The following is a 23,289-nucleotide window of genomic DNA, read 5'->3' as shown; positions in this document are numbered from 1 at the left end:
CAATAGCGCATTGGCGCCCAATAGGATGATCCCGGCACGGCTCATTTTCTTACACTTTTTTATGACAAAAGCTGCAGCATCAACTTGAGCTTATTGATCCCCCTGCACTCTGCTTCCCGAATAGAACGAAGCAACTCGACACCTTCATCTCTGACCTCATGCCGATCGATCAGCCCCCCATGGGGAAAAGGAAACAGCCGCTTCAGCTTCTGATAGGCGGAAAGCGCTTCCATATATGCCGCTGCCGCTTCGCCGGCCAGCTCTGCGAGTCTGGTGCCTACCGCTCTGTAGCGAGTACATTCCTGCTTCAATTCCACTAAAAATTGATAAGCAAAATAACGGCTGCTTGCCGAGCTCCAGACGAGATGTGCATGCTCGCAGGGGTCGGCTTTCCCTGCAGCCAGCCCGCTCATCCAGACGCCGTAGGCAGCAAGCCCGTATTCATATTCCGGGTAACGCGAGCTTTCCATCCCTTCCGCATGCTCGATAATATCAGTCAAGGCCGCAATCAGCGTATCCTGCTGCGCCGTTCCCGCATATCGGCCAAGGGACAACACGAACAGCTCCGAGCTGCCCGCAGGACCAAGCTCTTCGTATGGAATGCGCGTCCCCTCGAACAGCCCCGTCATATGGAAGCAGCGGAGGTTGTCATCGTATCCGTGAATCAGGGCAAAATATCCCACTCGAATCCCCCATACGATAACGGGATGCCCTCCGTCCAGCGATTGCTGGACGAACGAATAAGCTTCCATTAGCTTATCGCTGGCTGAGGAAACCTTCTGCCCGTCCCCGATGCTCGCAGGCTGGAAACCCAGCCGCCGAAGCGCTTTCTGGTATACGGCAGGCCAATGAATGCCCTTCACGGCATTGTCATCAATGACCGTCCGCTTCACCTGCAGTCGGAAGGCAAGGCCCGTCCAACCCATAATCTGGGGCAGTGTATACGGGACGTTCTCCTTATATTGGGTCGCATGCAGCACGCAAAGGGCGAATGAATCCCAAATTTCACCGAAATACAGGCTGTCGATGCCAAGCTGTTTGCTGCGTGTTGTCTCCCCGCCACCGGATCTCTCCTTCAAGTAATGAGTCAGCTTAGTCTGATAAGTCAGCATCTGCAGCTTGCGGCGCGACCTTGACAACGTCGTATATACATTGGTAGAGGAGGTGTCATACAGACTTGCGATTTCCTGCGGAGTACGCTGATAGAACGCGAGCTCCTCCAGCATGCCGCGCTCCTTCCGGTTTAATTGGCGCAACAGACGATGCAGCGACTGCTCGTTCTCACTGCGCATCAGCCGTTCAAGCGGGTTGTCATCCAGCTGAAATGTACCGGATGCGGACAGCCGTGCATGGAGCCGCCACTCCATTGTCTCCTCGTCATACCCCGAAGAACCGTCCCCATTCGCATAGTCGGCGAAAGGCAATTCCTTGGCATACGGCCCTCCCCTTCGGACCGCCCGATAAGCGCGATTGCGTACGATGCGCCTCATCCAGCCGAGAAACTTCTCCGGCATGCGCAGCGTGCCCAGCATCATATAAGCGCGCAGCATCGATTCCTGGAGCACATCCTCGGCCAAGTACGTCTCGCGCGTCACCTCCAGCGACCATCGCAGCATACGGCCGCGGTGCCGCTGCATCAGCTCATTGTAGGCCGTGTCGCTGCCGGATTGCGCAAGTCGGACCAACTCTTCGTCCATCAGTTCGTGATAGCTGTCTATCCACTGCATCCGCAACTCTCCTTAGCGTCTTGCATTGCATTCTTCCTCCATGGTAGCAAATAACTTCAGCCCGAATAAGGTGACAAATTAACGATTAATAGGCCATACAGCGGAACTTTCCCTGCATGGCCTTGTATGATCCTACATGTATAACGATAAGATGGGTGAAGATGATCTCTCACATCCTACATAAAACCTACGGAGCCTCTTTCCTTCATCCAATCGCCGCTGCGGCTCTTTGAATAGTCCGATTTCATCTCGTCGATGATGCCCATCAGCCGCACTTCGCCTTCGTAATGCTTCTGCAGCGCCGCCGACACATACAGCTCGCTCAATTGGGCGAAGGTGAAGCCGTCCGTCCGCCTGGCCGCCTCGCGCATCGTCTCGCCGTCTACCAGCTTCTCGATTCCCTTGCGCTGCATATAAGCAAGCCGCAGGGGCTCGTCCGGCGACTTCACCTCGTACGCCCGGTCGAAACGGCCGGCGCGATTCATCAGCGCAGGGTCGATTCGCTCGGGATAGTTGGTCGTGCCGATCAGGAAGACGCCTTCCTTGGAAGCGACGCCGTCCAGAATGTTCAGGAAGTACGAGCGGCAGGATTCCGGCATGGAGTCGATATCCTCAATGACGAGCACCATCGGTGCCATCCGTACCGCTGCCGAGAACACTTCGCTGATCGATTCGCTGTTCGTATACTCCGTAATCTGCCAGTAGGCGACCGGCGCTCCCACCGTGCCGGAGATGGACTTGACCAGCGTCGTCTTGCCATTGCCAGGCTTGCCGTAGAGCAGTATCCCTCTTTTATAAGGAATGCCGTATGTCTCGAAGAAAGAGCCTTCTTCGTTAAAAAACTCGTCTACCGAGCGGTAAATATGCGTCTTCAGCGTCTCGTCCATAAAAACATCGGTTCGCTCGACAGGAGTGGTCGCGCTAATAGGCTCCCGTTCCAGTCCGTCTCTCGTATCGCTGTAGAGCATAATCTTCCGGCTGGCGAGCTGTCGCTCCCTCATATCCGACAGAAAGGCGGTCATCCCTTCGTCATGCTCGGCGAAGATCAGATCCTCGTAGCCCAATCCGTGATTCAGCATTTTTGGAATGCGGGCGAACGCGACCTTAAAGTCAGGGTACAGGAACAGATTATTGCGCACGGACGGCCTGATCTCGTATGCGCCCTGGCGCAAGGCCAAGGCCGGGTCCGATTCATAACGGAACATATCAGTCTCTACCAGATCATACAAGCTGGCTGCATGCTCGACGCCGGGATGCGCTCTGCGGATATCCTCCTCCAGCGAATCCCACATATCATTGCTGTCCTCCTGATAATAGAGGCGGAACGGACAGCCGAACCGCTCCTGCAGAAAGTGGAAGATACGACGCACGGTCTCCGGATAGTCAAAGTACATCTTCCCTGCCAAGGAAGCTCCCTTACCCCGAGGGGCAAGGAAAGGGACGGAATCGGTATTGGTGGCTGCGTTTATGACGGCTTGTGTGAATGGTGCGGTTGCTCTCATCGTCATACTCCTTTTACTGTCGCGAGCGGGCTGCATTTGGCCACGACAGTGGCAAGGCCGGCTCCTACGACGCTTTCGATTATTTGGTCAACATCCTTATAGGCTTGGGGAGACTCGTCCAGAATTGACTCCAGTGCGCGATGGTTAACGACGATCTCGTCCTCTTGCCCCACACGCATGGCGGCTGCGAATTCATCGACGGTTACCAGCTGCTTCGTCGCGTTCCGGGAACGGATGCGTCCTGCTCCATGGCAGATGGAATAGTAATTGCTTACGCCGCCAGGCGCTCCTACCATCAGATAAGAGGAGGTTCCCATCGAACCCGGAATTAGCGCGGGATGGCCGGTCGCTGCATAAGGCGCCGGATTGCCGGGATGCCCCCCCGGAAGCGCCCTTGTCGCTCCTTTCCGATGGACGAAATAACGATCCTTCTCGCCCTCGCTGCAAGCATAATTGTGCATCAAATCATACAGCGTCTTCAGCTCCACGGCAGGACCAAGGACGTCGCGGAACGCCTCCCGCACCGCATAAGCCAGCAAGTGGCGATTCACAATAGCATAATTCAGCGCGGAGTACATCAGATTCGTATACGTATCCCCGGCCTCGCTGTCCAGCGGCGCGAACTGCAGCTTGGGATCTGCTGTGCCAAGGCCCAGCTTGCGCATCGTCTTGGCGACATCGGTGCTGCAATATTGATTCACCGCTCCGCCCCAGGCCCGGGACCCGCTATGAATCATGACGATGACTTGCCCGTCGAAGAGACCCCATTGCTCAGCGACCTCCCGACTCTCAGGGTTGATCTGCAACGATTGAATTTCGATGAAGTGATTGCCTCCGCCCAGCGTGCCAAGCTGGCGATGCGCCCGGTGCCATACCGGCTCGGGCAGCCTGTTCAGCGCGTTCTCGTTATAGCGGAAGCCGCTGCTCTCCACATGAGTAAGCGAAGTGGCGCGTCTTGGCGTATAGGCATCCGGCACATATTTCCCCGGTAGGCCATGAAGGCCCTTGCGCAGCACATGCTCCAGTCTGATGTCGGAGAAGTGGCCTCTCGTATGGCTTTCCACCGGAATGAGCCGCTCGATCGCCTTCACCAGCTTCCGCCGCAGCCTGACATCCTTGATTTGCTCCGCATTCAGATTCGTCACATGGACGCGCATGCCGCAGCCGATGTCACTGCCTACAATGGAAGGAGAGACAAAGCCGTCTGCCTCACCCCATACCGCCGTTGTGCCGATGCAGGTTCCGACGCCTACATGCGCATCCGGCGTATAGCTCATATAGCGGATATTCGGGATTTGCAAATTGTTGTTCGCCATCTCCAGCACCTTGGCTCCCATGTCGCGGAACAGCCGGTCGCTGGCGTAGATATGCAGATCACCAGCCGGAAGGTCGATCTGTCGATAATAGGTTTCTTGATTGTTATTCATATAATCGTGTATCCTCTCTTGTTTGGAAAATAAAAAAGAAGACCGTAAGCCCAGTAGCTTACGGTCTTCAAGCATAAAGAACAAACCGGCACAAGGGCGCCACCCGATTGGATGCACGCTGCCGCTTCAGCTCAGGCCCGTAGAGGCCGAAGGACAAAATTATGGAAGTTTCGATTTGCTTTGCGTGTTCTCATCAACTTTACGATCACGGCCCTCGGCCCCCTCTCCAAATGTAATAGAGCAATCATACTTCATGCATTTCGCAGCTTCAATGTAATAAATGACTATAACTGTTTTGGCATGCTTAAGGCTTCAGCAAATTCAGCTTCTCAGCCTTCGCTACCGCCTTCATCCGGCGATCGACATCCAGCTTTCTGAATATGTTGCGGACATGCGTCTTCACGGTTTCACTCGTCACGATCAGCCTGGTCGCAATTTCTTTGTTGGAGGCGCCTTCAGCCATCCATTGCAGCACTTCCTTCTCTCGCTCCGTCAGCTCAAGCGGCAAGCCAGCTGGCTCCTTGGCGGCTGAATGGGCCTTCCGCCAAAAGTTCATCGCCCAAATGCCGAATCCTCCGCTCCGGTGGTCGAGCGATAACAGCTCGGATTCGGCGAATGACGTATCGCATTTGCCGGTGACTGCAGGGCTCGCTACGAACCCTAATCCCGATAAAAATGCCTTCAAATGACTGTTTGTTGCGACGAGCAGCACTCTTGTCCCTTCGCCTAGAAGTGACAGCCGGTCCAGAATCATATGGCCGATGAGCTCTTCTCTCGTATAACCTGGATGATCTCCCCGGGCAGCAACCAGGACAGCCAGATGCGTATCAGCCTCTTCCGGCGTGACATAGACATCCATCACCGCCTCGCATTCTTCCAATTCATCGAACTCACTCCGCGCCAGCAGCGCACTGGTCTCCCGGTGCAGGAGGGTCACGATAATCATTCCGATCGGCTCTCCTTCGCGATCGCGAAGCACTGCGATGCTTTCCGGCGAATGGAGATACAGCTCATCCAGCAGCCTATAATACTTCACGGCTTGTTCGGGATCGATGCTATATTCGCACCATTGTCTCAGCAGCTCATGAAGCATCGACAGATCATCCTTACGCGGCAAATCCAGGCTCCCAGTGAAAGGCTCCGCTGAAATATCCGCGTATTGACGATTCAGCAGCGGCAGCGCTTCCCTGCAAATCTGCAGCATCTGGCTAGCAATTCGCAGCCGCATGGCGGGATTCTCATACTGCTGCAATCGGCTATGCAGCATGCCCATAGCGCGATCCCTCAGCGTATACAACCGGCCGGGCTCGCGCAGCTTCAAGTCCCGCAGAAGATGAAGGCGCGCAGAGTCATGCAGCGTAATGCCTCCCGGTGTCTGCCGAATGAACGAAAACCCTGCAAGCGCCTGGAACTCTGTTATGGAAACTCCGCTGCCGCTTACATGCGCCAGCTCCTCCTGATTCGCGGTGTGCAGCACGGACAATACATCCACAAGCGGAAGCATGCCGGAACCGGCCAGCTCCTGCAACATCCGTGCGCTAAGATGGCTGGAGATATGGCATGTTCCTTGCGCAAGCAGATGCAGCTCCCCGTTCCGTTCGAGCGTATCCATCGTAAGCGCCAGCGTTAGCGGATGGCCGCCGGTTAGATCATATAAGCTGGCTTCCCGAAGCGGATGATCCCCTTGTCCCTTGTCCACTGTGATCCAATAGCGCTCCGTCTCGACACGGTTGAAATTTTCTAGCGTAATTAACCTGTACGATTCCCCGAGCTGAGGATGGCTTGACCAGTCAATGGAGAATGCGGGCCGAGACGCTAGCACGACCATTACACCTTGCCTCGACAACTTCGGAATAAAAGCGTCCATCATCCATCGCTCCAGCATCCGCATATCCTCATAATTGTCGATACAGACCAGAACGCGCTTCTTTGGCGTTGCCTTTATGAGAGGAGACAACGGAGCCGCAGCATAATAGCCCCCAGCCTCCAAGGCGAGCGCCGCTGTCAAATGATCCATGAAGGCCAGTGGAGAAAGAAGCAGATGTCTCCCGTCCAGCCATAGGCACAGCACGCCTCGCTCCGAGCTTATGCGCATATATTCCGACAGAAGCGTCGACTTGCCGACTCCGCCGATTCCCGTAATGGCCAGCAAGGAGAGCGGCGCTTCCGCATCATCCAGCCACTCCTCCAGCCATGCTTTCTCCCTGGCCCGTCCTACAAAACGATTCTTAACCTCTGCGCGCGGCATGTTCATCGATGATTAGCCTCCGAATTAGTTCACTACCTTAACTGTATTATGATCAGGGAAGGATGACAAGGCATTCGGCAAAAGATCAATAACGCATTCCCCCGCGTCTGCAAGCGTGGAATGTCACCGGCCCGCTTGGCAGTTAACACCATAAATGATGTTGCAACTAGCAGTGACAAGTAATAGATGGCTATCAAAAAACCGCTAGGGTGAGCTCCTCACCCTAGCGGTCTGAAAAAATCTTTATTTTATAATACGAGAAGCAATCCCAGTCCCAGCACCCAAAGCATCGGTATCAAATTGACGATAACCGCTGTCCGCTTCTTCCGCTTATGAATGAACCAAGCGATTAAAGAGCATGCGGCAGCCGCAATAGGATACACGGTAATAGCCAGCACAAAAGACGTATTGGCAACCCCGATGCCGCTGTCAAAGCTCATGAAAGACAAGCCCCAGAACACAAACCAAGGCAGCAAGCCAATGACATATACGATTTGAGTCAGAATCAGATAAACCTTCATGTGTATCTCCCCTATTCGCGGATAACGAAAACCTGAGCACACCGTTTGCCTTCAGCCTTCGATTGCTGGATCATTGCTAACAAATTATAGCATTTCTTATCGGACCCAGCTATTGTTATTACCACCGGATGGAGGATATCAAACCCAAAATGCCGCTTCTTTCACCATCGCTAATCTGCCATGTCTCTATTTCATTTTTGATGCGTTCCATGCTGGTATAGCCTTTCGCCAACCCGTTCAGCCTGGCGGCAATCGTGGAATCGTTCAATCGGGGTTGCAAGGTACTGAGCGCTTCGATCGCTTGCGGGTACCGCTTTAGGTAATATTTCTGATGACGTTCCTCTGCCGCATAGAAGGGGCTGCAAGGCACAATGTCCGTCTCTGGCCTGCCAAGCCCGCTCCGCTCCCGCTCCAGCAGCACCCGGTCAATCGCCGACCGCTGGCTTTCGTTCTCATAGAAGAGCAGCGATTGGTACTGCCTGCCTTTATAACCATTAATATTGACGGGTTGATGCCGCTCCCAGAAGATCGCAACCAGTTCCTCAAAGGCTACTGTGCCGCTGTCAAATTCAAGCTGAACGCACTCCGTATGATCCCCCATCTCACGGTATGTCGGCTTATCGGTTGTGCCACCCGCATAGCCTACCCGTGTATGAACCACGCCTGGCATGGCGCCGAACAGCGCCTCCGGGCTCCAGAAGCAGCCCATGCCCAAGGTAATCCGCTCAGCTTCTCCGTTCCATGGACTGTTCACACGGACTATTTTGTCTATTTCCACGGGTCCGACCTCCTTCCACCGCTGCATGACTACTCTGTGTCGATGAGATACACGCGATCCGCAAAGCCGCCCCGCTGCTCCGCTTTCCTCACCCTGATCGCCTCAAGCTCCTCGGCATCGCTTCCGTGCAGCAGTGCCAAGGCGCGTATAACCTCCAGTATATCCGCCAGTTCCTCCAGCGCATCGGCAGGCTCGGCCGCCTCCAGATACTCGTGAAGCTCTTCCTGCAGCTTGGCCTTCAATTCCTTGCTGTATTCCGAGGGCTCCAGAATTCACGTACGGCAGCTCTCGCCTTTAGCCTTAATCATATGAGGGATACGGTCACGGACAAGCTTATGATAAACCGGCATGAGAGGATTCTCCTTTATAGGGATATTTCTGATCAATAAAAAGCCAGAGATTATTATATCACGAATGATCTCCGGCTTTTTTCGCGCCGACCAGAGCGTTCAGCTGCTCCAGCAGATTGCCCCCGCCGGTAAGCGAGATGCTGCCTACCCGATCGCATATCTTCTCCAGATACTCCAGCTCCTTCAGCCTGTACAGCGTTCCGTTCTCCTCCATCAGCTTCGCTGTGTTGAGCAAGCTTCGAAATGAATCTGACTGAACTAAATTAACCAAAAATATGTATATACTACTAAATTGTGTTATTATGTTTAAGATGGACAATATGAAAGGAGGGATTATATACTACCATTCTGACATAGTTTCCTTTACTACGAACGAGGTTTAGACTGAAATCATCTTATCAAACTATCCTGCATAATGGCTGTATCTCATGTATATTAACAAACTAAGGAATATTAATCCATTTTAAAAGGAGATGTCATTTTTGAAAAAAATCTACTTGAGTTTACTATTAGTTTTCACACTGACACTAAATGCTTCCACTGTTATAGCATCAACGGGCACTAAAATCACATTAAACCATGATTCACAAATATCTCTAATTGACAGTGAAAATGATGATTTATTAGTTTCTTTAAAAGAATTATCTTCTGTGGATGAAACTTTTTCTCAAATATCCGATTATTTGCACAGAATTGACGTTAACGATGATAAAAAAATAAAAATTAACAACTCTAATGACGGTATTTTTATATACAATATTAGTGAATTCAGAGAAAATATCAATCGAGTTTTTCCAGTGATTGAAAGTGGTGCAAATGTGTATTTTTACGGGGAAGATTCCTTAATAAAGTTGGTTCTTCAACATTATGATGATGAACAAACAGTGACAAAAAACCTAAAGGAAATTGATACATCTCTTGCTGAATATAATCCACAGTATAACCTGATATCTTTCAAGGATAAAAAGCTTGTTCTTAATGCATCAATTAATGTTTTTGATTTAGAGGGTACGATTTTAGAAACTCCTGCATCTTCATTTGTTCATTCCATTTTATTAAATATTAAAAGTTCTAATGAATCAACTGTCAGCCCCTTGAATTATGGGTCGGATACAATTGTCTGGAACCCAGGTGACATAGTTGATAGCACCTACGTAGTAAATGCAAGTAATCAACCTATCCTGAGAGGTAAACTACTTTCCCAAATGATTTTATTTCAAAATACAAGAAGTGATACTGATCCAAATTATGATTATTTCTATTTGAGAAATAATGTTGAAACCACATCATATAATAGTGGACTTATGAAAAATGCTGAAGCAAATCATATTTTACCCTTTCCAGCAGACCAACTTCTCTCTTGGGGCCCATCAGCCACAACTACATCAAGTCAAATAACCGTTGGACTCCCTTGGAATGTATCTTGGACATTCACTGTCTCTCCTGATACGATGAAAATTACGAACAGTGGGGATAGTGCTACAAAAAACATCCACTGGAAGCTATTCAAGCCAGGTATCTTTCCTTTTCATAATACTGAATATACCATGCCAAGCCCCTCCAGAATTCAACCAGGAATCGCATGGTCGTCTGCAGGCAGTTCCCTAGCTGGTATAAATGTTATTAATAAAGCAAAGCTAGAGTTTGGTACAAGCACATATACTATGCAAAACAGTAGAAATATAAGATATAATTATTAGGTATTGCCAGCTTAAAATAAACAATAGTAATCGTACAACATATTCAGCCTGCTCTTTGTTGAGGCAGGCTGGATATGTTGCATATTAAGGAGATGGACAATATCAGGCCCAACAACATTTTTCTTGTATTTCTTGCTATATTATTCCCATTTGCTTTTGCCATGATTACAACTGCATTAGAACGCATGTCAGGACTTTTGTTTATTAATCAATTAAATATAGGTATAATAATCACTCTATTAGTTGTAATTATATATAGATTGTACTTCAATAATAACAACAAAAATAAGCAGTGATCCACTCTACTCACATCTACCAATCCAACTGAATAATTCAATCTCTGAATTATTCCGAGAAAACTCATTAAAGCCGACATCAGCTTTACCGCATTCTGCTCGATCCGTCCGATACGTAGGTTTCCTACAGTCGGATAAGAAGACACCCCTTCTTTACTCCAGCGTTTCTTATAGACTTCATGTCTCTCGGTATAAAAGCTATCCTTCATAATTACTGGGACGATTTAGGGAAAATCATGAAATTTCTCATGATTAACGATACAGTTAATAATCGCCCATCCATTCCTGAAGAGACGGCATCAACTTGCCCGCATCGTGGTAGCCCTGCATGTAGAGCGCATCCAGCTTCTCCTTATCCCGCTCCATTCTGCCTACGCTCAAGGTCTCTTGGGGCCGAATAACGAATACGTTCCCCGCCTTCTCCTGCTTATCAATATAATCCAAAGTCTCATTGTAGACCTCATGCCTGCGCAGCATTGTCTCCACAAGCTTCGGATACTTGGCATAAGCTCGCTTCATCAGCCAAGGGAACCGCGAGCGGGATTTACGATAGTCGCTATTGCGCGTCAGAATGAGCACATTGCGCTTGTAGCCTTGTCTCTCCGCTTCTCGCAGCGGGATGGGATCGGCAATGCCCCCGTCAAGCAGCTTCCTGCCGCCGAACTCGACGATCGGGGCAATGAAGGGAAGCGAGCTTGAAGCCCTTAACAGCCTTAACAAGTCATAATCGGGATCATTCTTATGATAATAGACTGCCTCGCCTGTCATACAATCCGTCGTGCCGATGGCATATTCCTCCGGGCTATTCTGAAAAGCTTCATAATCAAACGGAACCAGCTTGTTCGGAATCTCATCGAATATAAAATCCATCCCAAACAACTGGCCCTTCTTCAACAGATTGCCCCATGATATATATCTGGGATCGCTCACCCAGTTCACATTCACGATGCGATTGCGTCCCAGCTGCCGGGACAAATAGCTCGCTCCCATGCAGGCGCCAGCCGACACGCCGATTGTATATGGAAAATAAAGTCCATGCTCTGAAAAATACTCCAGCACGCCCGCCGTATAAATCCCGCGCATGCCTCCGCCTTCCAATATTAAGCCGTTCGCATTCATGAGCTGCCTCCTTCGCGACATGGATCACGCACTAAACCCTCTCTTCAGCCTAGCACTTGAACACCCAAAAATCTATAGCTCTCTTGCTTTATACAGTTCAACTGTATATAATCAAACTATATAGTTTAACTGTATAGTTTGAATGATACCATTAACACTACAATTCGACGATCTATCATTCAACTACTGAACGGGAGAGAACCATCATGCAAAGAGACCGTCATTTGCCGCTTACCGAGACCGTCTATTATATCCTTCTTGCATTGACTGAGCCCGCGCATGGATATGTCATCCTGCAGAAGGTCGAAGAGCTGAGCCACGGCCAGGTCCGAATGGCAGCCGGAACGCTGTACGGCGCTATCGACAACCTGCTGAAGCTGAAGTGGATTCAGCCCGTCCCGAGCGAGGACAGCCGCCGCAAAGTATATGTCATTACAGATTACGGTCTATCGATGCTGAGAGCCGACTTCGACCGAATGATGCATATGATTAACGTAACGAATGACAGATGGAGCAACAGGAGGTAAGGACATGCGCAAACATAAATATTTCGTGAACCTGGAGAAAGAAGAACAATGGCTGAATGACATGGCTATACAAGGCTATATCTTATCCCGCAAGTCGTTCGGATATGAATTTGAACCGGCTGTACCCGGCGTGGAAGTCGCCTTACGAATCGACTACCGCACCTTCCGCCGCGCTTCCGACTTCGAGGATTACCGCGCGCTATTTGAGGACTGCGGCTGGACGCATATTGCCGGTACGAGAAGCTCCGGCGCTCAGTACTTCAGGAAAATCGGGGAGAGCCAATCAGACGACATCTTCTCAGACGTAGATTCCAAGGCAGGCCGATACAAAAGGCTGGCGGACATGTGGTCATCGCTGGCTGCATGCTTCATTCCGCTCTTCCCCGTCTTGATCATGACGGGGAACATTGACCTCGCTGCATTCCTGAATCCGAAGATGCTCTATTTCACACCGGGGCTATGGAATAAGGAAGGGCCGGCATTCTGGGGCTCCTTCCTGTTCGAGACACCATTTGCTCTAGGCAGGGGATTCCTGTGGATGATCATTCCGCTCATGATCGCTCTTGCCAGCATCTTCTCCTATAAGGCCAAGAAACAATATGAATCCACTCGGATCATGTAGGAGAAGTAACCGCCCTGCATGAAAAACACCACAACGCTGCCGTGGACTGCCCCCACTTGTTAGATGTGTCGAACAAATGGGATGCCGTTCAGCGTTGTGGTGTTTTTGGGTTACAAGTTTGAATGGATGCCTTCCAGGCCTTTACTTATTTGAAGGAAGCGTAGCCTTGATCGGCCATGACGACGCTGCCGTTGATCGCTTCGGCTTCGTCCAACGATACCAGGTATACCGTCTTCGCCAACGCTTCAGGCTGGGTGAGCTCGCCGCCCATAACTTTCGCCCTCATGCTATCAAGCATGCCATGGTCCTTGTAGCCTTGAATAATCGGCGTATCGACGGCGCCCGGGGCAACCGCAACGACGCGAATGCCGTGCGGCGACAGATCAAGCGCCGCTGATTTGGACATCATAATGACAGCACCTTTGGTCGCATGATAAGCGAACGTTCCAGGCGAAGCTAAGAAGCCGAATACGGATGCGGTGTTAATAATGACGCCTTTGATACCCAGCTCTCGCATCTTTCTGCCTGCTGCCATAATGCCATACGCAACCCCATGCTGGTTAATGGAGATTGTGCGATGGTACAGATCCATATTCTGATCCAGTACAGGGCCTGCGCCTCCAATACCGGCATTGTTGAACATGACGTCGATTCTGCCGTAAGCTTCAACCGTTTTGTCGACAAGCGCATCCACTTCCTCTTGCTTCGATACGTCTACTTTGACGAAAACGGCTTCTCCGCCTTCTTTGATGATTTGCTCTACCGTCTCTTGTCCGCCCGCTTCATTAAAGTCAGCTACCACGACACGGTCTCCCTTGCGGGCAAAGTGAAGGCTCGTCTCTCGGCCAATGCCGCTGGCTCCGCCTGTAAGTACCGCTACACGTTTAATTGTTGTCATCTGAACAACCTCCCGTTGATCTAGTTGTGAACATTTATTGAATAAGGTCTTGTCATCATCGTACTGCCGAATAATGTTCAAGTAAATTTAAACGTATTAAACAATCCTTAAGTTCAGCTAAAGGAAAATGGAGGCGGTAACCATGCAGCTGGAGCAGTTGGCTTGTATTGTAGAGGTAGCCAAAACCGGCTCTGTTACCGGGGCCGCGCAAAACTTGCATCTTAGCGTCTCGGCCGTCAGCCAGTCTCTCTCCAATCTGGAGTCGGAGCTGGGGATTATGCTCTTCAATCGCTCCCGGACCGGAACGGTTCCGACTGCGGAAGGCAAGTCGATTATTCAGAAAGCATTCGAGGTGCTGGCTAAAATCAATGAAATCGAAGATGAGGCCAAGAGCTACACCTCCGAGTTAAGCGGACAGTTGAGGCTGGCTGCGATTCCAGTCCCCCTCTCCTTATTCGTCGATACAATTATCAGCTTCAAACGGGACTACCCCCGGGTCGAAATGGAGATTACCGAAAAAGGAACAACCGAAATTGTAAATGACATTCGGCAAAACAAAATCGATCTCGGCCTTATTATTTGGAACGAGGAGCTTCATCGGCATATGAGCCTATCGTTCGAGCGGCTGCTAGAGGGCAAGCTGATCGCGGGTGTCAGCCGGTACTCCCCCTTCGCACGACAGTCATCTATGTCTTCCGAGCAATTAAGAAGTCAGCCGCTAGTCTTATACAACGACGATTATTTGAAGTGGTTCATTCAAGAATTCGAGTCCCGCTATGGACCTCTCCATGTATTGTTCTACACCAACAACAAAGACGCTATTATTAAGGCGGTGGAGGACGGTGCCGCCATTACCGTCGGCTTAAATTTCTCCTTCTCTGATCAATCCGCTTCCTCCAAAGGAATAACGACTATCGAGCTGGATATCGAGGGCAATAAGCCGGTCTATCTGGGATGGATACATTCAGAGGAGCAGCATCTTCCCCATGCTTCCAGCGTTTTTGTCCAAAAGCTCAAGCTACAGCTGGATCACTTATCATAACGTTCCCCCTGACGGACAAGCGTCCATTCATGAGCAGCCAAGTCAACTGAAAGAGACCTGGCCTGAGAGGCCAGATCTCTTCCCTTATATGCTTAATGGGGTTAAGTGTAGCCATGCAAGCAGCTCCAATTACGAATGGAGTTATGCGCCTGCGTAAAAAGGAGATGCCTCGAATCAGGCTTATGGCCTAATGGAGACATCTCCTTATCTTTTACGTCACAATCTGCTAAGACAGATCCCAATTCCTTCTCGGCTTATAGCCTGCTTTCTCCAAAAAATCCATCTCCGTGTCACGTGACAACCCTGCCATCGCGATATTCGCCGATTGGGAAACCACCAGCATTCGGCAAGCCATCTCCAGTGTCTGGAGCGCCATGCGCGCTTCGCGGATCGACGTATCATAGACAAGGACGCCGTGATTCTCAAGCAGCAATATATTCGCATGCTTCGCCTTCTCTCGGACACCCTCGCCTAGCGCTGCACTGCCTGGATGATAATAAGGCACACGTTCTATCTTTTCCAAATAGTACATCGTCTCCACGAACCAATTGGACGGAATCTCGATATCGGAGCAAGCTACGAGCGTGCTATAAAATGGCGATGCGTGCAAGACAGCACCGATCTCCGGGCGGCTCTCATAGACTGCGCGGTGCATGGGCGTCTCCTTGGACGGCATCTTCCTCTCCGTTCCATAAACAGCACCGGACATATCACATTCGACGAGATCCTGATCTTCCAGCTCTCCCAGGAAAGTTCCGCTAGCCGTAATCATATAGCGGTCCCCTTCCGTGCGGGCACTAATATTGCCGGCATTGCCCCAGGCAAGGCCGTATTGCATCATATATTGGCCGGTATGCTGCAATTGCTTCATGATGATGTCGACTGACGGCACAGGGACCATCTCCTCTCGTTACTTATTCACCTCAGTTACTTATTCACCTCATATCCAGTGAGAGCGAGCTCCACTGCTTGCCCGCCCCTATTATTTCAATATGCTAGGCAAGAACAACGAAATCTGTGGAATATAAGTGATTAGCATAAGAGCGATAATCATGGCGATGTAGAACGGTATCATCCCCCTCGTAATCTGCAGCAGGTTAATCTTCGCAATCGAAGACGAGATAAACAGGTTAATGCCGAGCGGCGGCGTACACATGCCGATAGCCAGGTTGACGATCATAATCATGCCGAAGTGAACTGGGTCAACGCCCAAATGCACTGCGACAGGCAAGAGCAACGGAGCCAATATAATAACCGAAGCGTTGGTCTCCATGAACATCCCGATGAATAGCAGGAACAAATTAACGAGCAGCAAGAAGACGACCGCGCTGTCCGAGAAGTTGATAAAGAATTGGGCCACCTGCTGCGGAATGCCTTCGCGCGTCAATATCCAGCCAAACAAGCCCGCGCTTGACAGGATGAACATAATGGCTGATGTCGTAACAACAGACGACGTGAAGATATGCATCAGCTGCTTGAACTTGATCTCACGATAGATGAATACACCTACGATAAACGAATAGAGTACTGCTACACCTGCTGCTTCAGTCGGTGTGAAGATACCGCCATAGATGCCGCCAAGAATAATAACGGGCATAAGCAAAGCGAGGAACGATTCTTTGAACGCAACCCACAATTCTTTGCCGGACTTCTTCTTCTCGCTTGGGTACTTTCTTTTCTTGGCAATAATCACGACGGTTATCATCAAGGATGCCGCAATCAGCAGCCCAGGCAAAAAGCCTGCCATAAACAGGTCGCCAATCGACGTTTCGGTCGAAATGCCGTACAGGATAAGCGGAATACTTGGCGGCAGAATAACGCCCAGCTCTCCGGATACCGATTGTACAGAACCGGCAAAGTTGCGGTGATAGCCGCGCCGAATCATCGCCGGGATCAGAATGCTGCCTAGCGCCGCCGTCGTGGCGGCAGCCGAACCGGAGATTGCAGCAAAGAACATGGAAGTTACGATCGTAACGAATGCCAGCCCTCCTGAAAAGTGTCCGGTAAGCGCATTGGCGAAGTTGATCAAGCGCTTGGATATACCGCCGAATTCCATCAGCACGCCTGCAAGCACAAAAAACGGAATCGCCATGAGCGGGAACATATCAATCGAGGTGAACGCGCGCTGAACGAGAACGATCAGCGGCGTGCCGCCATCCCACCAAATCGCTACTGCAGATGCCAAGCCCATTGCGACAGCAACAGGGACGCCGATTGCAAAAAACAGCAGCAGAAATATAAATAGTATCAGACCCATTACAGCTGCTCCCCTTTCTCTTGCTGTTCAATTGCTTTCAGCTCGCGTGCTGCTTCACTTGTCTCTACATGCTCATTGGTCAAAAACTCCATAATGACGACAATCGCATTCATAATCATCAAGATCGCCCCGATTGGAATCGCCATGTAGGCCATGCTCATCGGCATGCCCATCGCAGAGGAAGTCTGCTTACTGACGATCGGCATCATTTCAAAGCCCTTAACAGTCAGAATGACCATAAAGACGATAGTAATGAGCATGACCGCAATTTTCAGGATTTTACGCGGCTTCGGCTTTATCGTCTCTGCCAGAACCTCTACGGCAATGAGCTTATGATGGCGCAGCGCCAAGGCTGCTCCTAGAAATACAGTGTAAATCATCAGATACCGCGCAAGCTCCTCGGTCCAGTGAATCGGAACATCAACGACGAAGCGGCTAATAATCTGTACAATAACCAAGACTGACATGACCATAAGCATAGTTCCAACGATATAACCAACAAGCTTATTGACCACGTCAAATCCTTTGATGATCGCTTTCATCCTATATCCTCCCGTCTTCATACGGAAAATTCACAATATAGGCCGACTTTCCTCCAGACGCAGACCGAGGATGAAGGCCGGCCAAAATCAGGTTTAAATGAAATTTATTTCGTAGCTATAATGCTGTCATACAGCTCTTGGCCATAACGGGCTGCAAACTTCTCCAGAACCGGCTTCACTTTCTCCGCAAAAGCAGCCGTATCGACTTCAATGACTTCCATGCCTTGTTCCTGCAGAGATTTCATTAGCTCTTCCTCTTGCTCCGCTACTAAAGCGTTTTCAAACTGAGTCGCTTCTTTGGCAGCCTCTTCCACTGCCTTGCGTTGGCTCTCTGATAATTTCTTATACGTGATGTCGCTCATCGCTAGCTGCACGTAGCCATAGACGTGATTAGTCATAACCAAATAATCCTGAACTTCTTGCATCTTGTTGCTTGAGATAAAGGCAAGCGGGTTTTCCTGAGAGTTGATGACGCCCGTCTGCAGCGAGGAATACACTTCGCCAAAGGCCATCGGCATCGGAGAGGCGCCCATTGCGCTCCAAGCCTCGATCGACGCCGGGATTTCCGGTACGCGGATTTTAACGCCTTTCAGATCATCAACCGTTTCAACTTTTTTATTAGTCGTCAGCTGACGCGGTCCACGCACCCAAAACTCCAGGCCGCGAATGCTTGCATCCTCCAGCAGGTCAGCTTTCAGCTTGTCGCCGACTTCCCCATACAATACTTTCTCCAGGTGATCCTGGTCACGGAACAGGTATGGGACTTCGAGAATCGAATAAGGTTCATGGAAGTTGGACAATACGCCTGCTACAAGCGCAAAGTCGACGGAGCCGAGCTGCATGCCTTCGATCAAGTCGCGGTCATTGCCAAGCGTGGAGCTTGCGAATACATCGACTTCTACAGTGCCTCCGCTTTTTTCTTTCACCAGCTCCGCGAATTTCATTGCTCCAATATGCCAAGCGTCGCTTTCGCCCGTAATATGGCCGAGACGCAGCTTTACTGTCTTTTCCTCAGACGATCCGCCATTGCCGCCGGAAGCGGACCCGCCGTTGCCGCAAGCGGCAGTAATAAACATCGCTGTAATGACCATGATGGTTGCCAGCTTTTTGAACATGATACATCCCCCTATGAGTTAGTCTTATGATGTATGGCTGCCGGAGCGGCAGGCGCCGCCCGGATATACCCTTCGCATCGACGCGATTAATTCGCGTCCTCGAATGTGACCAGCACTTTCATGGATTGATCTTCTTTCTTGTCGACAAGACGGAAGCCCTCGGCAGCCTGCTCGCAGGTCAGCTTATGAGAAATGATAGCCTGCTCGTTGACTGAACCGGCCATTAACATGTCAATGGCAGTTATCGTATCTTCTCGTGTATAGGTCATGCACCCGATGATTTCTTTCTCCTGATTTTGCAAATTATGAATGTCGAAGGTTTGCGTACCTTGGAACATCGCTATTGTCACGATACGCCCGCCTTTGCGCAGCAGCTTAAGAGATTGATCGATAATGCCGGGAACGCCCGCCGCAATTAGCACCTTATCGAAGTCTCCTCCAATTGCCACTTTGGCTTCTTCCGTCCAATCCGGCAGGTTCATAATGTTCATCGAATGGGTAGCTCCCATCTGATCCGCAATCTCTAGCGCGTAGTCCATCACATCTGTGACTAGCGTCGTCGTTGCGCCTGCCGCCTTGGCTGCTGCCATAGCCAGCAATCCGATTGGCCCGGCTCCCAGTATCGCCACTTTATCGCCTACTTGAATACCCGCTTTTCGTACGGCATGAACGCCAACGGCGAATGGCTCTACTAGCACGCCCAGATCATAGTCCATTCCATCAGGCAGCTTGAACACGGTCTGCTCGGGAGCTGCGAAGTATTCCGCCATCGCCCCATACCAGCTTCCAATTCCCGGCGCTCCGCGGCCAGCACAATAGTTCACGCTGCCCGTCAAGCAATATTCGCAATGGCCGCAACCTGTCTGAGGCTCCACCGTAACCCGATCGCCGACTTTGAATTTCGTGACGGCTTCCCCAATCTCGACTACTTCTCCGGCAATTTCATGTCCGATAATAACCGGCGGCTTGCGGAAAGGATGCAGTCCTTTGTACGTATGGATATCAGACCCGCAGATGCCTGCTGCTTTTACTTGGATCAAAACCTCGTTCTGACCCACTTTCGGTTTGTCTACCTCTTTCACTACGACTGTGTAAGCATCGTCCACGTACACGGCTTTCATATATTTTCCCCCATTCTGCCATACTCATGCTGTCTATAGCTTTTAGAACAATAGCTTCCGCTTAGAGGCTTGAAGATGCTCCTTCATACGATCTACGCAATCGCCATTCCCCTTCTCCAGTAAAGCGAATATATCAAGGTGATCCTGCAAAAAGTCCCTCATGCGATGCGGATCTTTCTTTAGATGTCTTAGCGTGATGCGGAGCAGATGATCCTGATAGTTAAGCAGGACTCTATGAATTTCTTGATTGCCTGCAAATTTGCAGATTAACAAATGGAATTCATGATCCGCTTTGGCGAATTCCTTGACGTTCAGACGCCCGACAATCTCCTCCGTCGCTTCCAAATTAGCCTTAAGCGCCAATGTCTGTGCCTCGGAGAGCCCTCTGCCTACTATGCTCTGGATGTTGAACGTTTCAAGCGCGGTACGCAAATCATAGATGTCGATAATGCGATCGATCGCCAGATCGTTAATAATGATGCCTTGCTTGGAGGAAACGGTCAGGAATCCCTCCGTCTCCAGCCGCGTTAGCGCTGACTTGATCGGCGTCTTGCTCATCTCCAATAGCTCGATCAGCTCACGCTCTGACAAGAAGCGGCCAGGCTCGAAGCGTTCGTCAAGAATATGCTCCTTGATTTGATTGTAGGCAATGTCCTTCAATAGAAGTGATTCCTTCTTTTGTTCAACCATCGTACAAGACAACATCCTTTCAACACGATTTCTCTATTATTCGTTATCCGGACGCGGCATCCCGCACCTTCACAAAGTAATCCGGGCTTCCAAACTGCCCGCCTTTGAGCGCGAGCTCCAATCCGTCCATTCCCTCATCCTGCGAGTAAACCTTGCACAGCGGCGCTCCGGGAGAGATCGGTAATGCCATCTCCAATCCATAGATGCCCATCTCGCTTGTCACGAATCCCGATGTGTCACCGCCTGCAATAACAACTCTGCCAAGGTTCGCCTGCAGCATAATATGCTTCGTCCATCTGCCAAGCTGTCGTCCAATATGCTCTCCCGTTTGCGAACCGCCGACACCCCTGTCGGCGATAGCCTTGCGGGTCGCCGCGATAGCGGGGTCCTCCGGGCCTAACGCAGTATACAGCACGACACTTCGCCCTTCTTGAAGATGCCAGATAACCTCGTTCAACAGCTGTTCCGGCAAGCTCCGGTCTTCGGCCAGACATTCTGGCGGAATTCGGATGCCGGCAAAACCTTGCTCGATCGCCGTCTCGATCTGACGCTGGCTGACCGGGGAGGCGCTGCCAGATACGGCTAGAATTCGGCTTGCTGGAACGATCCCTGCGCCGACCGGATTCTCATGTTGATCCGCTTTCTGAATACCCGCCACATCCCAATGAGCCGTCAGCGCATATTCAACGCCGGAGGAGCCAACAACGAACTGGAGTCCTGCTGTGGCTGATTCCCAAATCAGCTGGCCTGTCAGCCTCATTGTCGCATCATCCAGCGCATCGAACAAGATGACGCCTGGTTTGCGCTCCAGCTTCTCCCGATAGATTGCCCCCGCTTTCTCTGTGCCGCCTTCAAGCTCCACAATGCTCATCAGCTCCATGCTGACATCCAGCTGCTTCTGCAGATGGAGCCTTAAATCCGCTTCCTCCATCGGAGTGACGGGATGACGCGACATAACCGGATGTCGATCAAGCCGATATACCTCTCCGTCAAACCTTGCAAAGTGATGGCCGAAAACCGTGTAGCGGCCAAGTGCAGGCGCTCCTACCAACAGTGGGACCGTCGCTTGATTCTCGAAGTAAGGCAATGTGACTTTTATTGCTTCCCCGATACTGCCGAATTCCGGCGAAGAATCGAAGGTGGAGCATGTTTTATAATGGATGACACCGACTGGCAATTGCGCTAGTCGCTCCATTACTGGCCCCACTTCCTTGCCCAGTTCCTCGGGATTCTTCGCTCGGCTTGTTCCGGCGACACCTACGCAGCGGATGCCTTCGAAACGCTTCAGCATATCGGGCGAAGGTGCTTCAAGGAACAATACTGTGCGGTAACCGCTTCGCGACAGCGCTTCCATGGCATCCGTCGAGCCTGTAAAATCGTCCCCGTAAAAAGCCAGTAGAAGTTCATTGTCCTGCATATTTTGTACCTCCGTCTAGTCTAGTTGCGAGCTTTCCTGAATTTCTCAATCGCTTGTTGAAGAGCCGGATGCGTCTTGGCGTATTCCGCTAATGGAATGCCGCTTGCAGCAGCTTCCCAGCCCTGCTTCATGCTCAGCACGCCTTCTGCTGCGCCGCCTGGGTGAGCCAGTATGCCTCCCCCAGCCAAGTGAATCACATCACTTGAAGGAACCGCCTTGTAAGTAGGTTCCGCACTGCCCGCCCATTGCGCGGATGACAGCACCGGCATTACGGGATATCCGCCAAAGAGAGGCGTGAGGCAATCCTTGATGGATTGGGCTACAGCTTTATTGCTCTCGGCAAATTTACTGTTCAGCCCGTTCGTGTGCAGATGATCCACGCCGGCTAACCGGCACAGCTTCTGGTAAGCCTTGAAGCCCATCCCCAGCATCGGAGAACGAGTCATCGCTCCCCATTGCGTGCGATGTCCATGAATCGGAACCTCGGCGTATTGCCTCAAATGTGCGACAGCCGGCAAGCCCATGCTGTTAACGGCAACCATGATGCAAGTTCCGCCAGCTTTCACGACGATGTCGTGATGCCGCTTCATCTCATCGATATCGCCAGTAATGTTAAAGGCGTACATCAGCTTTCGGCCTGTGCAATCAGCTGCCCGCTCAATCTGTTCCATCACCGTATTCACCCGCTGCTCGAACGGAGCATACGGAGGATTAGCGCAGAGCTCATCGTCTTTGATGAAATCCAAGCCCGCCTCAGCCAATCCTCCTACAAGCGAGCCATACTCCACAATCGGAAGCCCGATGCTAGGTTTGATGATTGTTCCGATAATCGGGCGGTCATACACATGAACCAGCTTCCGTGTACCTTCGATACCGAATCGAGGACCTGGATAACGGTCGGTGAATGGAGAAGGCAGCTCCAGATCCACTAATCGAATGCCCGACAGCTCGCGCAGTTCGTAAAGGTTGCCCGCTACGGTGCTCATCAGATTAGCTAGTGAAGGTCCAAAGTTATCAAGGGGAAAGGACAACTGAACCAATCCTCTGCGGTAAAGAGTTTTTCCTCCGCCGACTGGCCTCGCGCTATCAGGCAGCGAAGGCTGATGTGACCCGTCCAGCTCTTCTATTCGAACAATCTCGGCACGATGGCGCGCGTTCAACTCTGGCGTCTCGCCAGGCACCGCTATGAACGTGCCCGTAGACTGTTCCCCTGCCATTAGCTCTGCCGCATGCGCCAGAGAATAAGGAGTTTCGATAAGATAAGATGCCATTACCCGATGTTGCGACAAACTCGATCAACCTCCATTCCTGAGGTTTATTTCGATAGATCTATGATAGATCTATGTTGGATCTATTAGTACCCATCATAAATAAACCGCTTTCAAAAGTC

22 protein-coding genes are annotated in these 23,289 nt (G+C 50.9%); 4 read left to right on the top strand and 18 right to left on the bottom strand.

The annotated features are described in order from the left end of the window. Positions 1-59: 59 nt before the first annotated feature. The 8 genes from AC0YNW_RS07575 to AC0YNW_RS07540 form a co-directional block, all read right to left on the bottom strand. Positions 60-1,727: an RNA polymerase sigma factor gene (locus AC0YNW_RS07575; RefSeq protein ID WP_475831422.1), complete on the bottom strand. Its 1,668-nt coding sequence runs from the start codon at positions 1,725-1,727 to the stop codon at positions 60-62. Between the two features lie 176 nt (positions 1,728-1,903). Further along, positions 1,904-3,229, bottom strand: a complete 1,326-nt coding sequence (locus AC0YNW_RS07570; protein ID WP_475831421.1) for an AAA family ATPase — start codon at positions 3,227-3,229, stop codon at positions 1,904-1,906. Positions 3,230-3,231: 2 nt separating this feature from the next. Beyond that, complete coding sequence (locus AC0YNW_RS07565; RefSeq protein WP_475831420.1) at positions 3,232-4,656, bottom strand: RtcB family protein; 1,425 nt, start codon at positions 4,654-4,656, stop codon at positions 3,232-3,234. A gap of 304 nt (positions 4,657-4,960) precedes the next feature. After that, a complete protein-coding gene (locus AC0YNW_RS07560; protein ID WP_475831419.1) occupies positions 4,961-6,910 on the bottom strand; it encodes a LuxR C-terminal-related transcriptional regulator in 1,950 nt (649 codons plus the stop codon). Between the two features lie 242 nt (positions 6,911-7,152). Then, the gene (locus tag AC0YNW_RS07555) at positions 7,153-7,425 is read right to left on the bottom strand and encodes a hypothetical protein (protein WP_475831418.1); all 273 of its coding nucleotides are present in this window, start codon (positions 7,423-7,425) and stop codon (positions 7,153-7,155) included. 118 nt (positions 7,426-7,543) lie between these two features. After that, positions 7,544-8,203: a peptide-methionine (S)-S-oxide reductase MsrA gene (gene msrA / locus AC0YNW_RS07550; RefSeq protein WP_475831417.1), complete on the bottom strand. Its 660-nt coding sequence runs from the start codon at positions 8,201-8,203 to the stop codon at positions 7,544-7,546. A gap of 29 nt (positions 8,204-8,232) precedes the next feature. Next, complete coding sequence (locus tag AC0YNW_RS07545; RefSeq protein WP_475832174.1) at positions 8,233-8,475, bottom strand: nucleoside triphosphate pyrophosphohydrolase; 243 nt, start codon at positions 8,473-8,475, stop codon at positions 8,233-8,235. Between the two features lie 136 nt (positions 8,476-8,611). After that, a complete protein-coding gene (locus AC0YNW_RS07540) occupies positions 8,612-8,824 on the bottom strand; it encodes a hypothetical protein (protein ID WP_475831416.1) in 213 nt (70 codons plus the stop codon). 211 nt (positions 8,825-9,035) lie between these two features. Here AC0YNW_RS07540 and AC0YNW_RS07535 point away from each other — a divergent pair, with 211 nt between their 5' ends. Further along, the gene (locus AC0YNW_RS07535) at positions 9,036-10,253 is read left to right on the top strand and encodes a hypothetical protein (protein WP_475831415.1); all 1,218 of its coding nucleotides are present in this window, start codon (positions 9,036-9,038) and stop codon (positions 10,251-10,253) included. A 560-nt stretch (positions 10,254-10,813) separates the two neighbouring features. Here the strand turns inward: AC0YNW_RS07535 and AC0YNW_RS07530 are convergent. Beyond that, on the bottom strand, positions 10,814-11,689 hold the full coding sequence (locus tag AC0YNW_RS07530; RefSeq protein ID WP_475831414.1) for a patatin-like phospholipase family protein: 876 nt from the start codon (positions 11,687-11,689) through the stop codon (positions 10,814-10,816). Positions 11,690-11,874: 185 nt separating this feature from the next. Between AC0YNW_RS07530 and AC0YNW_RS07525 the strand changes: the two genes are divergently transcribed. Continuing rightward, positions 11,875-12,195 (top strand): PadR family transcriptional regulator, encoded by a 321-nt coding sequence (locus AC0YNW_RS07525; RefSeq protein WP_475831413.1) that lies wholly within the window; start codon positions 11,875-11,877, stop codon positions 12,193-12,195. Between the two features lie 4 nt (positions 12,196-12,199). After that, positions 12,200-12,817 carry a DUF2812 domain-containing protein gene (locus AC0YNW_RS07520; protein WP_475831412.1) on the top strand — a complete coding sequence of 206 codons (618 nt, stop codon included), beginning with the start codon at positions 12,200-12,202 and terminating at the stop codon, positions 12,815-12,817. A gap of 145 nt (positions 12,818-12,962) precedes the next feature. Here AC0YNW_RS07520 and AC0YNW_RS07515 read toward each other — a convergent pair whose 3' ends face one another. Next, a complete protein-coding gene (locus tag AC0YNW_RS07515) occupies positions 12,963-13,715 on the bottom strand; it encodes an SDR family NAD(P)-dependent oxidoreductase (protein WP_475831411.1) in 753 nt (250 codons plus the stop codon). 142 nt (positions 13,716-13,857) lie between these two features. Between AC0YNW_RS07515 and AC0YNW_RS07510 the strand changes: the two genes are divergently transcribed. Beyond that, on the top strand, positions 13,858-14,757 hold the full coding sequence (locus AC0YNW_RS07510; RefSeq protein ID WP_475831410.1) for a LysR family transcriptional regulator: 900 nt from the start codon (positions 13,858-13,860) through the stop codon (positions 14,755-14,757). Between the two features lie 226 nt (positions 14,758-14,983). On the opposite strand, the gene AC0YNW_RS07505 is transcribed toward AC0YNW_RS07510, so the two are convergent. The 8 genes from AC0YNW_RS07505 to AC0YNW_RS07470 all read right to left on the bottom strand — a co-directional run bounded on the left by AC0YNW_RS07505 (position 14,984) and on the right by AC0YNW_RS07470 (position 23,188). Further along, complete coding sequence (locus AC0YNW_RS07505) at positions 14,984-15,649, bottom strand: class II aldolase/adducin family protein (protein WP_475831409.1); 666 nt, start codon at positions 15,647-15,649, stop codon at positions 14,984-14,986. Between the two features lie 90 nt (positions 15,650-15,739). Next, positions 15,740-17,014, bottom strand: coding sequence for a TRAP transporter large permease (locus AC0YNW_RS07500; protein WP_387477997.1), 1,275 nt, complete (start codon positions 17,012-17,014; stop codon positions 15,740-15,742). Beyond that, positions 17,014-17,556, bottom strand: coding sequence for a TRAP transporter small permease (locus tag AC0YNW_RS07495; RefSeq protein WP_387477994.1), 543 nt, complete (start codon positions 17,554-17,556; stop codon positions 17,014-17,016). Before AC0YNW_RS07495 ends, AC0YNW_RS07500 begins: the two co-directional genes overlap by 1 nt. Positions 17,557-17,660: 104 nt before the next feature. Next, complete coding sequence (locus AC0YNW_RS07490; RefSeq protein ID WP_387477991.1) at positions 17,661-18,671, bottom strand: TRAP transporter substrate-binding protein; 1,011 nt, start codon at positions 18,669-18,671, stop codon at positions 17,661-17,663. Positions 18,672-18,757: 86 nt separating this feature from the next. Further along, positions 18,758-19,792: a zinc-dependent alcohol dehydrogenase gene (locus AC0YNW_RS07485; RefSeq protein WP_475831408.1), complete on the bottom strand. Its 1,035-nt coding sequence runs from the start codon at positions 19,790-19,792 to the stop codon at positions 18,758-18,760. Between the two features lie 42 nt (positions 19,793-19,834). Continuing rightward, positions 19,835-20,482 (bottom strand): GntR family transcriptional regulator, encoded by a 648-nt coding sequence (locus tag AC0YNW_RS07480; protein WP_475831407.1) that lies wholly within the window; start codon positions 20,480-20,482, stop codon positions 19,835-19,837. 43 nt (positions 20,483-20,525) lie between these two features. Beyond that, positions 20,526-21,899, bottom strand: a complete 1,374-nt coding sequence (locus AC0YNW_RS07475; RefSeq protein WP_475831406.1) for a four-carbon acid sugar kinase family protein — start codon at positions 21,897-21,899, stop codon at positions 20,526-20,528. Positions 21,900-21,919: 20 nt separating this feature from the next. Continuing rightward, the gene (locus AC0YNW_RS07470; RefSeq protein ID WP_475831405.1) at positions 21,920-23,188 is read right to left on the bottom strand and encodes a ribulose-bisphosphate carboxylase large subunit family protein; all 1,269 of its coding nucleotides are present in this window, start codon (positions 23,186-23,188) and stop codon (positions 21,920-21,922) included. Positions 23,189-23,289 lie beyond the last annotated feature (101 nt).

The sequence above is a fragment of the Paenibacillus sp. J31R120 genome, from assembly GCF_056269225.1.
This window is presented reverse-complemented; position numbering and strand designations above follow the sequence as displayed.

Bases quoted from the DNA above. Each gene is read 5' to 3' on its own strand.
- AC0YNW_RS07525 (WP_475831413.1), top strand. From the start codon at position 11,875: ATGCAAAGAGACCGTCATTTGCCGCTTACCGAGACCGTCTATTATATC.
- AC0YNW_RS07495 (WP_387477994.1), bottom strand. From the start codon at position 17,556: ATGAAAGCGATCATCAAAGGATTTGACGTGGTCAATAAGCTTGTTGGT.
- AC0YNW_RS07475 (WP_475831406.1), bottom strand. From the start codon at position 21,899: ATGCAGGACAATGAACTTCTACTGGCTTTTTACGGGGACGATTTTACA.
- AC0YNW_RS07575 (WP_475831422.1), bottom strand. From the start codon at position 1,727: ATGCAGTGGATAGACAGCTATCACGAACTGATGGACGAAGAGTTGGTC.
- AC0YNW_RS07510 (WP_475831410.1), top strand. From the start codon at position 13,858: ATGCAGCTGGAGCAGTTGGCTTGTATTGTAGAGGTAGCCAAAACCGGC.
- AC0YNW_RS07530 (WP_475831414.1), bottom strand. From the start codon at position 11,689: ATGTCGCGAAGGAGGCAGCTCATGAATGCGAACGGCTTAATATTGGAA.
- AC0YNW_RS07560 (WP_475831419.1), bottom strand. From the start codon at position 6,910: ATGAACATGCCGCGCGCAGAGGTTAAGAATCGTTTTGTAGGACGGGCC.
- AC0YNW_RS07565 (WP_475831420.1), bottom strand. From the start codon at position 4,656: ATGAATAACAATCAAGAAACCTATTATCGACAGATCGACCTTCCGGCT.
- AC0YNW_RS07555 (WP_475831418.1), bottom strand. From the start codon at position 7,425: ATGAAGGTTTATCTGATTCTGACTCAAATCGTATATGTCATTGGCTTG.
- AC0YNW_RS07500 (WP_387477997.1), bottom strand. From the start codon at position 17,014: ATGGGTCTGATACTATTTATATTTCTGCTGCTGTTTTTTGCAATCGGC.
- AC0YNW_RS07490 (WP_387477991.1), bottom strand. From the start codon at position 18,671: ATGTTCAAAAAGCTGGCAACCATCATGGTCATTACAGCGATGTTTATT.
- AC0YNW_RS07485 (WP_475831408.1), bottom strand. From the start codon at position 19,792: ATGAAAGCCGTGTACGTGGACGATGCTTACACAGTCGTAGTGAAAGAG.
- AC0YNW_RS07520 (WP_475831412.1), top strand. From the start codon at position 12,200: ATGCGCAAACATAAATATTTCGTGAACCTGGAGAAAGAAGAACAATGG.
- AC0YNW_RS07570 (WP_475831421.1), bottom strand. From the start codon at position 3,229: ATGAGAGCAACCGCACCATTCACACAAGCCGTCATAAACGCAGCCACC.
- AC0YNW_RS07480 (WP_475831407.1), bottom strand. From the start codon at position 20,482: ATGGTTGAACAAAAGAAGGAATCACTTCTATTGAAGGACATTGCCTAC.
- AC0YNW_RS07515 (WP_475831411.1), bottom strand. From the start codon at position 13,715: ATGACAACAATTAAACGTGTAGCGGTACTTACAGGCGGAGCCAGCGGC.